Source organism: Achromobacter sp. HNDS-1 (genome assembly GCF_040084795.1).
GTDB classification, from domain to species: Bacteria; Pseudomonadota; Gammaproteobacteria; order Burkholderiales; family Burkholderiaceae_B; genus Achromobacter; species Achromobacter ruhlandii.
This window is the reverse complement of the sequence record NZ_CP157584.1, coordinates 5,111,766-5,124,959: the sequence shown is the minus strand read 5'-3', so window position 1 is coordinate 5,124,959 and position 13,194 is coordinate 5,111,766. Positions and strand designations below refer to the sequence as shown.

The following is a 13,194-nucleotide window of genomic DNA, read 5'->3' as shown; positions in this document are numbered from 1 at the left end:
GCGCGATCAGTCTTCGCGGAACTGCATGTTGTAGAGCGAGGCGTACAGGCCGTCGGCGGCCAGCAGCTCGGCATGCGGGCCCTGTTCGACGATCTTGCCGGCGTCCAGCACGATGATGCGGTCGGCGTTCTGCACGGTCGACAGGCGGTGCGCGATGACCAGCGTGGTGCGGCCCTTCATCAGGCGTTCGAGCGAAGCCTGCACCTGGCGTTCGGACTCGTTATCGAGCGCCGAGGTGGCTTCGTCGAGGATGAGGATGGGCGCGTTCTTGATCAGGGCGCGGGCGATCGCCAGGCGCTGGCGCTGGCCGCCGGACAGGCGCGCGGCGTTTTCGCCAACGGGGGTGTTGATGCCCTGCGGCAGGCCTTCGACGAAGTCCAGCAGGTTGGCGGCGGCGAGCGCGTCACGCACTTGCTGTTCGCTGGCCTCGCCCAGGGCGCCGTAGCCGACGTTGGCGGCGATGGTGTCGTCGAACAGCACCACGTCCTGGCTGACCAGCGACAGGTGCGAACGCAGGCTGCGCAGCTTCAGGTCGTTGATCGGCACGTCGTCGACGTAGATGGCGCCGCTGTCGGCCAGCACGAAGCGCGGCAGCATGTTGACCAGCGTGGTCTTGCCGCTGCCGGAGCGTCCCACCAGCGCCACGGTCTGGCCGGGTTCGACCACGAACGACACGTCGTTGACGGTGTCGCGGTCGGCGTCGGAAAAGCGATGGGTGACGTTGCGGAATTCGACCTTGCCGCGCACGGGCTCGGGCAGCTCGCGCGTGCCGGTGTCGCTTTCGGGCACCTGGTCGATCAGGGTGAACACGCTTTCGGCCGACACCAGCATCTTCTGCATGCGGGCGGCCAGGTTGGTCAGGCGTTTGATGGGGTCGAAGATCTGCGCCAGCGCGGCCATGAAGGAGGCGAAGCTGCCGACCGTGAGCGAGCCGTTGTTGGCCTGCCCCAGGGCGACGGCGATGACCGCGCCCACCGAGATCGAGATGCATACCTGCGTCAGGGGCGTCAGGGCGGCGTCGGCGGTGGCGGTGCGCATGGCGAAGCGGCGCAGGCGGCCGCTGACGAAATCGAAGCGGCCGCGTTCGACCTCGTAGCCGTCGAACAGCTTGATGACGCGCTGGCCGTCGATGCCCTCGCTGACCACCCGGGTCAGTTCGGCGTTCATGTTGACGGTGTCGCGGTTGATGCGGCGCAGGCGCTTGATGAAGGTGCGCGCGATCAGCACCGAAACGGGCAGCATGACCAGGATGATCAGGGTCAGCACCCACGAGGTGTACAGCAGCACGCAGATCAGGGCGATGACCACCAGGGTTTCTCGCACCAGCACGGTGATGACGTCGGTGGCGTAGCCGGTGACGTTGCCCGCGTCGATGGTGAAGCGGTTCAGCAGGCGGCCGGTGTCGCCGCGCTTGAAATCGGCGTCCGGCAGGCCCAGCAGGCGTTCGAACATGTCGCGCCGCATGCCCAGCAGGACGTTGTTGGCCACCCAGGCCAGCAGGTAATCGCTGAAGAAGTTACAGACCCCGCGCAGGAAGATCAGGCCCACCACCGCCAGCGGCAATGCCCAGACGTAGTAGGGTTTGGCGCCCGAGAAGCCGTCGTCCAGCAGGGGCTTCATAATGACGGCCAGCGTGGGCTGCGTGGCGGCGGCGCCGGCCATCAGCAGGGTCGCCAGCACCAGCCCCTTCCAGTAGGAGCCAACCCGGCTGTAGATACGGCTCCAGAGTTCGGCTCTGACGGGCTGGGAGCCCGCGGGCGTGTTGCGTGCGGCAGAATTCAATGGAATCACTCGCTTTTATACAATTGTGCCCCGGATTGTACTGGCTACGCGTTGCCGCGCGGGGCCGGGCGTCCCCCCTTTCAGATCCTATCGCGCGGTGCGCCTGTCCATGTCCGAAATCAGTTGCCTCTACGTTCGCCTGCCCAATTGGGTGGGAGATGTCTGCATGAGCCTGCCCAGCCTGCGCACCTTGCAGGCGGCCGGCCTGCCCCTGGTGATCTGCGCCCGCCCCTGGGCCCGGGACCTGTTGGATGGCGTCGACAAACGGGAGTTCCTGCCGATGCTGGGAAAAGTGGGGCCGGATCGCGCGACGGTCGGCGCCCACCGCCGCTCCCTGGGCGCCGCGGGCCGCCATGCCCGGGGGCTGCTGCTGCCGGATTCGTTGTCCAGCGCGCTGGTGTTCCGCCTGGCGGGCGTGCCGTCGGCCGGCTACCGCGACGACGGGCGCAGCTTCCTGCTACGCTGGCCGGTCGCCAAGCCGGAGGCGGCGCTGCATGCGGTGCAGTCCTGGCACCACCTGACGCGCCAAGCGCTGGGCCGCTGGGGACTGCCGACCGGCCCCGCCGAGCCGGCCCCCACGCTCGATCTGCCCTTGACGCCGGCCCACGAGAACGCCGCCGCGCTGGCGCTGGAAGCGGCCGGCCTGGCCGGACAGCGCTTCGTGCTGATCGCCCCCACGGCGACCGGCCTGCACAAAGGCAAGGTCAAGGTCTGGCCCGGATTCGATACACTTACCCGCGCGCTGCAGGCACGGGGCCATACCGTGGTAATGTGCCCCCCTCCAGCGGAAACCGACGAAGCCCGGCGCAACGCCCCCACGGCACAGTTGCTGCCCCCGTTGCCCCTGGGTGCGTTTGCCGCCCTGACGGCGCGGGCCGCGTTGGTGATTTGCAACGACTCCGGCGTGTCGCACGTCGCGGCGGCGGCGGGCGCGCGGGAGCTGACGCTGTTCGGCGTCACGCGGCCCGGCCGCACCGGCCCGTGGTCGCCCCGCGCGGTATGCGTCGGTTCGGAAACGGCGTGGCCATCCAGCGAAGTGGTGGAACAGCGGGCCAACGCGATGCTGGACGATGCGCAGTAAACAGTTTGTCTTGAAATGACCATGTCCAGCTATCTCACGAATCTGATCATTCCCTACAACCTGTGCCTGACCCTGGTGGTGGTCGGTCTGGTCCTGGGCCTGTTCCGGCTGCGCAAGACCGGCGGCGCCCTGATCGTCGCCGGCCTGCTCTGGGCGCTGGCATGGTCGCTGCCGGCGACCTCGCTGTGGCTCGGAGGCGCGCTGGAAAGCCGCTACCCGCACCTGCCGCCCGCCGAATCCCCCACCGCCGACGCCATCGTGGTGCTGGGCGGCAACACCGCCAATGGCCGCGCCAACTGGTTCCTGCCCTATGACAAGGACACCGCCGTGGTGCGCGTCGACACCGCGGCCCAGCTGTACCTGGCGGGCCGCGCGCCGAAGGTGGTGCTGTCCGGCGGCGCGCTGGAAGGCGACGTCAGCGAGGCCCGCGGCATGGCCCACGCCATCCGCCAGCAAGGCGTGCCGGAATCGGCGCTGATCCTTGAGAACGCCAGCCGCACCACCTACGAGAACGCGGCCCTGACCGAAGACCAGCTCAAGACCCGCGGCATCGGCAAGGTGCTGCTGGTGACGTCGGCCCTGCACATGCCGCGCGCCATGGCGGCGTTTTCCAAGCAGGGCGTGGTGGCCATCGCCGCCCCTGCTCCGCCGCAGATCGTGGCGCCGGCCGACGGTTCCCTGAATCCGTGGCTGCCCGACCAGCGCACCTTCGACGCCAGCCGTTCCATCATCAAGGAATACGCCGGGCTGTTCGTCTACTGGCTGCGCGGGTGGGTCTGAGCATGACGGCAACGCTGGCCTGCCGGCCGGGCTGCGGCGCCTGCTGCATCGCGCCGTCGATCACCCGGCCGATCCCCGGCATGCCCGATGGCAAGCCGGCCGGCGTCCCCTGTATCCAACTGCTGCCGGACATGCGCTGCGCGATCTTCGGCCAGCCGTCGCGGCCGGATTTCTGTGGCGGGCTGCAGGCGCAGGCCGACATGTGCGGTGGCGATCGCGAATACGCGATCCGCTGGCTGGGCGAGCTGGAGCGGGCCACCGCGCCGGCGACGCATTGAATCGCGGACGTATCGATCGCATTGCATGAAAACGGGACCCTGGCGGTCCCGTTGTTGTTTTTGGGCCGCGGCGCGGCGGGGGTCAGCCGCGCTCGGCCAGCACGTCCTGGTACAGCGCCTCGTAGCGCGCCGCCACGGCCTCCCAGCTCTGGTCGCGGGCGATGGCCAGACCGCGCTCGGACAGGGCCGCGCGCAGTTCGGGCTCGTCGCCCAGCCGCTGCAGAGCCTGCGCCAGTTGGGCGCCATCGCGCGGGTCCTGCAGGATCAGGGCGTCCTTGCCCGCCGACAGGTACTGGGCGAAGCCGCAATAGGCGGGCGAACTGACTACCACCGGCAGGCCGTGCGACATGGCTTCCAGCGGCGCCATGGCGTAGCTGTCGTTGAGCGTCGGATGGGCGTAGATGTCGGCCGCCGCGAAATAGCGCGCGACCTCGGGCGTCGGGTCGACCAGCGACACGCGGCTGGCAACGGCGCCTGCCGCGCGCACCCGGTCGCGGGTGGCCTGGTCGGCGCCCACCACCAGCAGGCGGTACCTGGGCGGCAGCAGCGCCAGCGCATCGAGCAGCGCCGGCAGGCCCTTGCGCAGCGGATTGCGCGCCACCAGCAGGCAGCCGATGGTGTCGGCATCCCAGCCGACCTGCGCCCGGGTGGCGGCGCGCGCGGCGGCGGACTCGGGCGCCGGCAGCTTGACCCCGGGCGCGATGATCTCGACCGGCAGCCGCGGGCCGTAGCTGCGGTGCAGCTGGTCCATGATCAGGCCGGACACCGCCACCACGCGCCGCGCGGGCGCGCGGCGCACGCGCGATTTCTCCAGCAACAGGTAGGTGGCCAGGCGCGGGCTGAGCCAAGCGAGCGCGCGCTTGAGCGGCTTGACGCGCGTCAGGCGGTTGTAGCGCACCGGCGTGACGTGCATGACCTGGATTTCACCGGCCCAGCCGTTCATGTGCGAGTGCACGATGTCATAGCGGCCGCGGGTCAGGCGGTCGGCCTTCCAGGCGAAATACAACACCCGCATCCAGCTGGGCAACCAGCCAGGAAAGCGCACCGGCAGGAAGGGAAAAGGCAGGTCGCTGTCGAAGTCGCGCGCCACCACGGAAACGTCGTGGCGCTGGCCCAGCACGCGCATCAGCTCGACCCCGTAGGCCTCGGCGCCGCCGAAGCGGTTGCCGAAGCGGTCGACCAGCAGTGCGATGCGCAGCCGCCGCTCAGCCGCGCCCGCGCTTGTCTTCATAGCGGGTCAGGCACTTCTGCAGGAAACGGAAAATGCCGGTCGAGCGCGACACCGTCACGCGCGGCAAACCGAAGGGGTCGTCGCTGGCGCTGGCCAGGCCGCGCTTGGTCAGGGTGGCGTTGTCGTAGCCCGCCTCGCGCGCCATGACCAGGTGTTCCGGGCCGTGATCGCCATAGGGATAACAGAAGGCGGTGACGGGCGCGCCCAGGGCCTGTTCCAGCACGTCCTTGGATTCGACCATCTGGCGGCGGGCCTCTTCGGGCGTCATCTCGGGCAGATGGACGTGGTCCAGCGTGTGCGAGCCGACCTCGTGGCCGGACGCGGCCCACTGGCGCATCTCGTCGACCGTCATGAGCGGCGAGAACGGGATGCCGATCTTGGCGTCCCAGACGTTGCCGCCGTCGAATTGGTTGGCCACCAGGTAGTTGGTGGCGGTGAATCCCAGCTTGTCCAGTACCGGCATCGCGTTCTGGACCACGTTGCGGTAGCCGTCGTCGAACGTCAGGCCGAACACCTTGCCGTGGCGCTCGCCGCGCACGTACGGCATGATGTCGCGCATCGACAGGCCGCGGTAGCCCAGGAAGCGCATCCAGCGCATCTGACGCGCGAAATCATCCGGGTGCACCGTCAGGCCGCGAAACGGCGTGCCCTTGGGGTTGGGCTCGCCGATCTGGTGGTACATGAGAATTGGGATAGACATGGCGCGATTATAGAGGCTCAGTGTCCACCCAATGTCCGCTGGTAGACGTCGACCGTGGCTTGCGCGAAACGCGCCAGGTTGAAGTCGCGCTCGGCGGTCTGGCGCGCATGGACGCCCATGGCGCGGACCTGCGCCGGGTCGTCCAGCATGCGGCGCAGGCGCGCGGTCATGGCGGCCACGTCGCGCACCGGCACGATCCAGCCGTCGACGCCGTCGGTGACGTTCTCGGGCAGGCCGCCGGCGTCGGTCACCAGCGCCGGCAGGCCCAGACCCATGATCTCGCGGCAGGCGAACGACAGGGCCTCGCGGTACGACAGCACGAAGCCGGCGTGGCACGAGGCCAGCGCCGCGCGCACGTCGTCGAGCAGGCCGGGAAAGCGCACCTGGTCGAGCATGCCGAGTTCGCGCACGCGCTCGAGCTTGGCCTCGGACGGCGGGTCGCCGGCCACCAGCAGCAGCACGCGCTCCCTGTCGCCCGGCGGCAGCGCCGCCACGGCGGCCACCAGGTCGAGCCAGCCCTTGTCGTAGTCGGTGCCGCCGGCGCTGCCCAGAAGCAGCTTGCCGCGCCAGTCCGGGCCGAAGAAAATCTCGCGCAGCTTGTCCAGGCTGTCGGGCGGCGGCGGCGCGAAAAAGCGCGTGTCGATGCCATGGCGGATCGTGGTGATCGGCCGCTTGCGGTAGGGCGAATCGGCCAGCAGCCGATGGATGTAGTCGCTGACCGCGATGCTGTGGTCGGTGGCCAGCGCCACGCGCAGCTTGTGGCCGAAGCTGGAGACCGGGTGGTCGTTGTGCTTGGTGAACACGATGCGCGGGCGGCGCGCCATCGCCAGCGTGGCCAGCATGACCTGCTTGTGGTCGGCCGAGCCGTTGGCGTGGATGATGTCGAAGCGGCCCTGCTTGATCAGGCGGCGCAGCCGCGCCCGGTCGCCGAACCAGGATGACGGCCGCGTGGTGTAGCGCATGTCCACCACCGTGACGCCGGGAATCGCCTTGGCGTAGCGGTACAGCCGGCTGCTGGCCGGCGCGGCCACCGTGATCTGGTGATCGGCCGCCAGGGCGCGACACAGGTTGATGATGTAGGTGACGTGTCCACCGCCGTTGCCGGCGTGGAAATTGGTGTAGAGGATCTTCACTTGTTCTTCTCGGCCAGGAACATCAGCTTCGAATAACGGAAGAAACTGCCCGCCGCCGCGGTCACGGCCAGCACCAGCCCATGGCGGCCGTCGAGAAAGCCGCGCCGGATCAGGTAGATGCGCACGAAGGTCCAGAAGCTGTGGCCCAGCGCGCCGAACACCGAGGTGCGCTTGCCCTTGGCGTACATCATGGCGGCGGCGTCCGACGAATAGCGGTTGATCTTGGTGACCAGCGCGTCCAGGTTGTCGTACGGGTAATGATGGAAATGGCCCTTGAGCTGCAGCGGCGGCTGGCCGTTGGCCGGCACCACGCGTTCATGCACGGCGGCGTCGTTGAAGCGCGCCGCGCCGCGCTTGAACAGGCGCAGCACGTAGTCGGGCCACCAGCCGCTGTGGCGGATATCGCGCCCGCAGAAATTCGACAGGCGGGCGATCTCGTAGGTGTCGGCGCGCGGCGCGGCCAGGGTGTCCTGGATCTCGCGGGCCAGCTCGGGCGTGACGCGTTCGTCGGCGTCGATCGACAGCACCCAGTCGCCGCTGGCCAGATCGAGCGCGCGGTTCTTCTGCGGGCCGAAACCGGGCCAGTCGGACGTCACCTCGACCCGCGCGCCCAAGGCCCGCGCCAGCTCCACCGTGCCGTCGGTGCTGCCCGAATCCACCACGATGAACTCATCGGCGAAGGCGACCGACTTGAGGCACTCGGCGATATTGGCCGCTTCGTTCTTGGTGATGACTATGACTGATAACTTCATCCGCGATTCCTAAGACGCTTTTTCCAGGCCTTCCAGGCGTGATAGCGCGGTCCCCAGAAGGGATCGCGCGACAGCCAGATGCGCCGGTTCAACCAGGAGCCGCCCTGATTGCGCACCGCGAAGCGGTAGATGTGGCCGGGGTCGGCGCCAGGGGTGTTCTGGCCGAAAGGGTCGGTAGTGTACAAGTGGCGAAAGCCCGCCTGCCGGGCGGCCGCCACGTAGTCGGCGTCGAAATAGCCCTGCGGCCAGCACAGATGATCGCTGACCGCGCCCAGGCGCCGCGTCAGTGTCTCTCGTGAATCGGACAGTTCCTGCGCAATGTGGGCCTTCTTGGCCTCGACATCAGCGCCGCAGACCTTGTCCCAGCGCGTGTGGGTGTGGGTATGCGAATGGAATTCGAAGGTGCCGGCGGCCCGCATTGCTTCGATTTCGCTCCAGCGCAGCATGACATCGTCGGCGCGGCCGTCGGCGATCAGCTTCTTGCTGGCGTCGTGGTCGGGCGTGGCCGGCAGCGGCAGGCCCTGGCCGGCATGCGGACGCACCGGGCCGTCGCCGATCCAGCCGGTGATGGTGAACAGCACGGCGCGCATGCCATGGCGCGCCAGCACCGGATGGGCGTGGACCCAGTTGTTGAGATAGCCGTCGTCGAAGGTGATCAGCACCGAGCGCTCGGGCGCCGGCGCGCCGGCCAGGTAGGCGGCGAACTGGTCGGCCGACAGCGACTGGTAGCCGGCGCGCGCCAGGCGCGCGATCTGGGCCTCGAACACGTCGGGCATGGCGTTGATCATGCCGCCGGCCGGCGTGACGTGGTGGTACATCAGCACCGGGACGTTGGGCGCATTCATCGGCGCCGCTCCGCCAGCCAGCGGGTGTAGACGGCCTCGGTGGTTTCGGCCAGGCGGGCGGGCGAGAACACGCCCTCTTCCCAGACCATCTTGCGGCCAGCCTCGCCCATGCGCTGGCGCAAGGCGGCGTCGTCGATCAGCCTTTCGAGCGCGGCGGTGAGCGCGGCCGGGTCCTTGGGCGGCACCAGGATGCCGGTTTCGCCGTCGCGGAACATCTCGGACACGCCGCCGACGTCGGTGCCGATGACCGGCAGGCCGCTGGCCTGGGCTTCGACGTAGACGGTGCCGGAGGCCTCCTGCTGGGTCGCCAGCGCGAACAGGTCGCAGCCGGCCAGCAGATTGGGCACGTCGCGGCGCGTGCCCATCAGGTGGATGCGATCGGCCAGGCCGCGTTCGGCCACGTAGGCCTGGGTCTGCTCGAACACCGGCGAGCCGCCGCCCACGAACACCAGGTGCAGCTTGGGCCGGGTGGCCATCAGCGGCGCGATGGCGTCGATAAGGTCCTTGTGGCCCTTGGTGGCGCGCATCACGGCGACACAGCCGACCACCAGATCGTCCGGCGCCAGCCCGAGTTCCTCGCGCAGGGTCGAATGCTCGACCGGCGGCGGCAGCACGATCGGCGAATAGACCGTGGCGACGCGATCGGCCGGCACGCCGCGTTCGATCAGGTGCTCGCGCACGTGGTCGCTGACGGTGGTGACGCGATGCGGCAGGCGCGTGTACGACCAGAGCGAGCCGACCTTGTTGGACAGGTGGCGGGTGCGCACGATCAGCGGCGTGCCCGCCAGGCGGCCGGCCGCCGCGGCGATCACGGTGTCGCGCCGGCTATGGGTGTTGAGCACGTCGAAGCGCCCTTCGCGCAGGATGCGGCGGATGGCGGCGACGCCCTTCAGGTAGTTGACCGGCCCGTCCATCTCCAGCGTGTGGACGGTGAAGCCGGCGTCCGACAGGCGCTCGGCCAGCAGCGCGGTCGGCTGGCAGATGGCTTCCAGGTGATGGCCACGCGCGCGCATGGCGTTCATCTCCTTGAAGATGCGGCCTTCCTGGCCGCCGAAACTGGTGGCGGCTTCCGAGTGGACGATGCGCATCAGTACGTGACCTCCACGCCATTCGGCTTGGTCCAGGCGTTCAGGTTCTCGAGCAGCGTGTCGGCCATGCGCACGCGCCATTCCTCGCCCAGCCGCACCGTGCAGAGGAAATTGTTCTTGGTGTAGACGATGTCCACCGGCACGCCGGGGATGCCGTTCTCGGGCTCGGCGCGGAACGGGTTGAGCATCTGTCGCAGGCGCGCGGCGTCGGCGCCGCCATTGAGCTTGACGCGCAGCGACTTGGCGCGCGCCTCGCGCGCCAGTTGCAGGTCGTACAGTTGCTCGGCGACGATGCGCATGCCGCCCGAATAGTCATCGTTGCTGACCTTGCCCTGGACGATGACCAGCTGGTCTTCGCGCAGGCGGTTGCGGTGCTTTTCGTAGAGTTCGTTGAAAACCGAGATCTCGACCTGCGCGGTGCCGTCGTCCAGCACCGCGAACACCATCTTGCCCCGGCGCGTCATCATGACGCGCACGCTGGCCAGCACCCCGCACATCCATTGCAGGTCGCGCTGCGGCTCGACCCGCGCCAGCTGCATCGGCACGATCTGGCGCACTTCGTCGCGCCAGGCGTCGAACAGGTGGCCGCTGTAGTAATAGCCCAGCGCCGATTTTTCCTCGGTGAGCTTCTTGTGCAGGTCCCACGGCGCCACCTTGGCCAGCTCGCCGGCCACCACGTCGCTGCTGTCGTCGCCGAACAGCGAGGACTGGTTGGCGCTGCGGGCGGCCTGCTCGGCCGCTTCCATGGCGGTCGGCACCGAAGCCAGCATGGCGGCGCGGTTGGGTTCGATGGTGTCGAACGCGCCGGCCTTGATCAGGGCCTCGATGGTGCGGCGGTTGACCGCGTGCTTGCTGACGCGGCGGCAGAAGTCGAACAGGTTCTGGAACGGGCCGCCTTCCTTGCGGGCGCGCAGGATGTCCTCGACCGCGCCCTGGCCGGTGCCCTTGACCGCCCCCAGGCCGTAACGCATGGTGCGCGGCGGCTTGCCCTTTTCGGTGTACCGGTCGGCCACCGGCTCGAAGCGGTAGCCCGAGAAGTTGACGTCGGGCGGCAGCACCTCGACGCCGTTGTCCTGGGCGTCACGGCAGAAGATCTGGACCTTGTCGGTGTCGTCCATGTCGGAGGACATGGTGGCGGCCAGGAACTCGGTCGGATGGTAGGCCTTGAGCCAGGCGGTCTGGTACGAGATCAGCGCGTACGCGGCCGAGTGCGACTTGTTGAAGCCGTAGCCCGCGAACTTCTCCATCAGGTCGAACAGCTTGACCGCGAGATCCGGATCGTGGCCCTTTTCCTTGGCGCCCTTCTCGAACAGCTCGCGGTGCTTGGCCATTTCCTCGGGCTTTTTCTTGCCCATGGCGCGGCGCAGCAGGTCGGCGCCGCCCAGCGAGTAGCCGCCGATGATCTGCGAGATCAGCATCACCTGTTCCTGGTAGACGATGACCCCGTAGGTGCTCTTGAGCGTGCTCTCCAGATCGTTGTGGAAGTAGTCCACCGCGGCACGGCCGTGCTTGCGGTTGACGAAGTCGTCCACCATGCCCGATTCCAGCGGCCCCGGACGGTACAGGGCCAGCATGGCGATGATGTCTTCGAAGGTGTTGGGCCGCAGCTTCTTGAGCAGTTCCTTCATGCCGCGCGATTCCAGCTGGAATACGGCGGTGGTGTTGGCGTCGCACAGGATCTTGTAGGCGGCCGGATCGTCGAGGCTGAGCGCCATGACATCGAAGTCGCGCTTGTCCTCGTTGAACTGGCGCACGTAGCGCACGGCCCAGTCCAGGATGGTCAGGTTGCGCAGCCCCAGGAAGTCGAACTTGACCAGGCCGGCGGCTTCGACGTCGTCCTTGTCGAACTGCGAGACGGCGCTGTTTTCCTGCCCCGGCTGGCAATACAGCGGGCAGAAGTCGGTGAGCTTGCCGGGCGCGATCAGCACGCCGCCGGCGTGCATGCCGATGTTGCGGGTCAGGCCTTCGAGCGGCTTGGCCAGGTCGACCAGCGCGCGCACTTCCTCTTCCTGCTCATAGCGGTCCTTGAAGGCCGGCTCGTCCTTCAGGGTGCGTTCGAGCGTCCACGGATCCATCGGATTGAACGGGATCAGCTTGGACAGGCCGTCGCAGAACATGTAGGGCATGTCCAGCACCCGGCCGGCGTCGCGCACCACGGCCTTGGCGCCCAGCGTGCCGAAGGTGGCGATCTGGCTCACGGCGGCGCGGCCGTACTTTTCCTTGACGTAGTCGATGACGCGTTCGCGGTTGTCCTGGCAGAAGTCGATATCGAAGTCGGGCATCGAGACCCGCTCGGGGTTCAGGAAGCGCTCGAACAGCAAGTCGTAGCGGATCGGGTCAAGGTCGGTGATGCCCAGCGCGTACGCCACCAGCGAACCGGCGCCCGAACCCCGGCCCGGGCCGACCGGCACGCCGTTGTTCTTGCCCCAGTTGATGAAGTCCTGCACGATCAGGAAGTAGCCCGGGAAGCCCATCTGGATGATGGTCTTGCATTCCCAGCGCAGACGCTCGTAGTACTGCTCGCGCTTGGATTCGCGTTCGGCCTCGTCCGGGAACAGGAAGGCCATGCGCTTTTCCAGGCCCTCTTCGGACAACTGCACCAGGTAGTCGTCCAGCGACACGCCGTCGGGCGTGGGGAAATTCGGCAGGCGCGGCTTGCCCAGCACCAGGCTGAGGTTGCAGCGCTTGGCGATCTCGACCGTGTTGGCCAGCGCCGAGGGCACGTCGGCGAAGCGGCGCGCCATTTCTTCGGAACTGAGCAGGTATTGCTCTTTGGTGAAGCGGCGCACGCGGCGCGGATTGGCCAGGATCTCGCCTTCGGCGATGCAGACACGGGCCTCGTGCGCCTGGAATTCGTATTCGTCCAGGAACTGCACCGGGTGGGTGGCCACCACCGGCAGGCCGGCCTCGCCCGCCAGGCGCATGGCGGCCTGGGTGTAGGCTTCGTCGCCGTCCATGCCGGCGCGCTGCAGCTCGATGTAGTAGCTGCCCGGGAACATATGCGCCCACTGGCGCGCCAGTGCCAGCGCCGACACCGCGTTGCCGGCGTCCAGCGCCTGGCCGACGTCGCCGCCGCGGCCGCCCGACAGCACGATCAGGCCGTCCTGGCCCTGCAGCCATTCGCGGCGGATTTCGGCGCGGCCCTTGCCCTGGTTGGTCAGGAACGCGCGCGACAGCAGTTCGCACAGGTTCAGGTAGCCCTGGTGGTTGCGCACCAGCAGCAGCACGCGGAACGGCTTGGCGGGATCTTCGTCGTTGCTCAGCCAGACGTCGCAGCCGGCGATGGGCTTGATGCCCGCGCCGCGCGCGCCCTTGTAGAACTTGATCAGGCCGAACAGGTTCGACAGATCGGTCAGGGCGACCGCGGGCTGGCCCAGCTTGGCCACGCGCTTGATGAGGTCGGGGATGCGCACGATGCCGTCCACCACCGAGAACTCGGAGTGGACACGCAGGTGGACAAATGGGGACGGGGTTGTTACGGCTTCGGACATGGTAGGAATTGTACCCAGTCGGGCGGTCGAAAA

Annotated in this window: 11 protein-coding genes; 3 read left to right on the top strand and 8 right to left on the bottom strand. The window is 68.3% G+C overall.

From position 1 onward, the window contains the following. Positions 1-6 precede the first annotated feature (6 nt). A complete protein-coding gene (msbA, locus tag ABFG95_RS23680) occupies positions 7-1,782 on the bottom strand; it encodes a lipid A export permease/ATP-binding protein MsbA (protein ID WP_049072658.1) in 1,776 nt (591 codons plus the stop codon). 109 nt (positions 1,783-1,891) lie between these two features. Here msbA and ABFG95_RS23675 point away from each other — a divergent pair, with 109 nt between their 5' ends. The 3 genes from ABFG95_RS23675 to ABFG95_RS23665 are packed head-to-tail and all read left to right on the top strand — an operon-like array spanning position 1,892 to position 3,921. Then, positions 1,892-2,863 carry a glycosyltransferase family 9 protein gene (locus tag ABFG95_RS23675; RefSeq protein WP_278991955.1) on the top strand — a complete coding sequence of 324 codons (972 nt, stop codon included), beginning with the start codon at positions 1,892-1,894 and terminating at the stop codon, positions 2,861-2,863. A 15-nt stretch (positions 2,864-2,878) separates the two neighbouring features. Continuing rightward, a complete protein-coding gene (locus tag ABFG95_RS23670; RefSeq protein WP_049072656.1) occupies positions 2,879-3,643 on the top strand; it encodes a YdcF family protein in 765 nt (254 codons plus the stop codon). Between the two features lie 2 nt (positions 3,644-3,645). Continuing rightward, positions 3,646-3,921, top strand: coding sequence for a YkgJ family cysteine cluster protein (locus ABFG95_RS23665; RefSeq protein WP_049077601.1), 276 nt, complete (start codon positions 3,646-3,648; stop codon positions 3,919-3,921). An 82-nt stretch (positions 3,922-4,003) separates the two neighbouring features. Here ABFG95_RS23665 and ABFG95_RS23660 read toward each other — a convergent pair whose 3' ends face one another. The 7 genes from ABFG95_RS23660 to dnaE are packed head-to-tail and all read right to left on the bottom strand — an operon-like array spanning position 4,004 to position 13,161. Further along, on the bottom strand, positions 4,004-5,152 hold the full coding sequence (locus tag ABFG95_RS23660; protein ID WP_054418322.1) for a glycosyltransferase family 4 protein: 1,149 nt from the start codon (positions 5,150-5,152) through the stop codon (positions 4,004-4,006). Then, positions 5,127-5,852 carry a polysaccharide deacetylase family protein gene (locus tag ABFG95_RS23655; protein ID WP_100504340.1) on the bottom strand — a complete coding sequence of 242 codons (726 nt, stop codon included), beginning with the start codon at positions 5,850-5,852 and terminating at the stop codon, positions 5,127-5,129. Before ABFG95_RS23655 ends, ABFG95_RS23660 begins: the two co-directional genes overlap by 26 nt. Before the next feature lie 17 nt (positions 5,853-5,869). Then, positions 5,870-6,985, bottom strand: coding sequence for a glycosyltransferase family 4 protein (locus tag ABFG95_RS23650; protein WP_278991952.1), 1,116 nt, complete (start codon positions 6,983-6,985; stop codon positions 5,870-5,872). Beyond that, positions 6,982-7,737, bottom strand: coding sequence for a glycosyltransferase family 2 protein (locus ABFG95_RS23645; RefSeq protein ID WP_049072650.1), 756 nt, complete (start codon positions 7,735-7,737; stop codon positions 6,982-6,984). Before ABFG95_RS23645 ends, ABFG95_RS23650 begins: the two co-directional genes overlap by 4 nt. Beyond that, positions 7,734-8,582, bottom strand: coding sequence for a polysaccharide deacetylase family protein (locus ABFG95_RS23640; protein ID WP_059269705.1), 849 nt, complete (start codon positions 8,580-8,582; stop codon positions 7,734-7,736). The genes ABFG95_RS23645 and ABFG95_RS23640 overlap by 4 nt, the downstream gene beginning before the upstream one ends. Next, positions 8,579-9,670 (bottom strand): glycosyltransferase family 4 protein, encoded by a 1,092-nt coding sequence (locus ABFG95_RS23635; RefSeq protein WP_054501261.1) that lies wholly within the window; start codon positions 9,668-9,670, stop codon positions 8,579-8,581. Before ABFG95_RS23635 ends, ABFG95_RS23640 begins: the two co-directional genes overlap by 4 nt. After that, on the bottom strand, positions 9,670-13,161 hold the full coding sequence (gene dnaE, locus ABFG95_RS23630; protein ID WP_348994965.1) for a DNA polymerase III subunit alpha: 3,492 nt from the start codon (positions 13,159-13,161) through the stop codon (positions 9,670-9,672). Before dnaE ends, ABFG95_RS23635 begins: the two co-directional genes overlap by 1 nt. Positions 13,162-13,194: the final 33 nt, after the last annotated feature.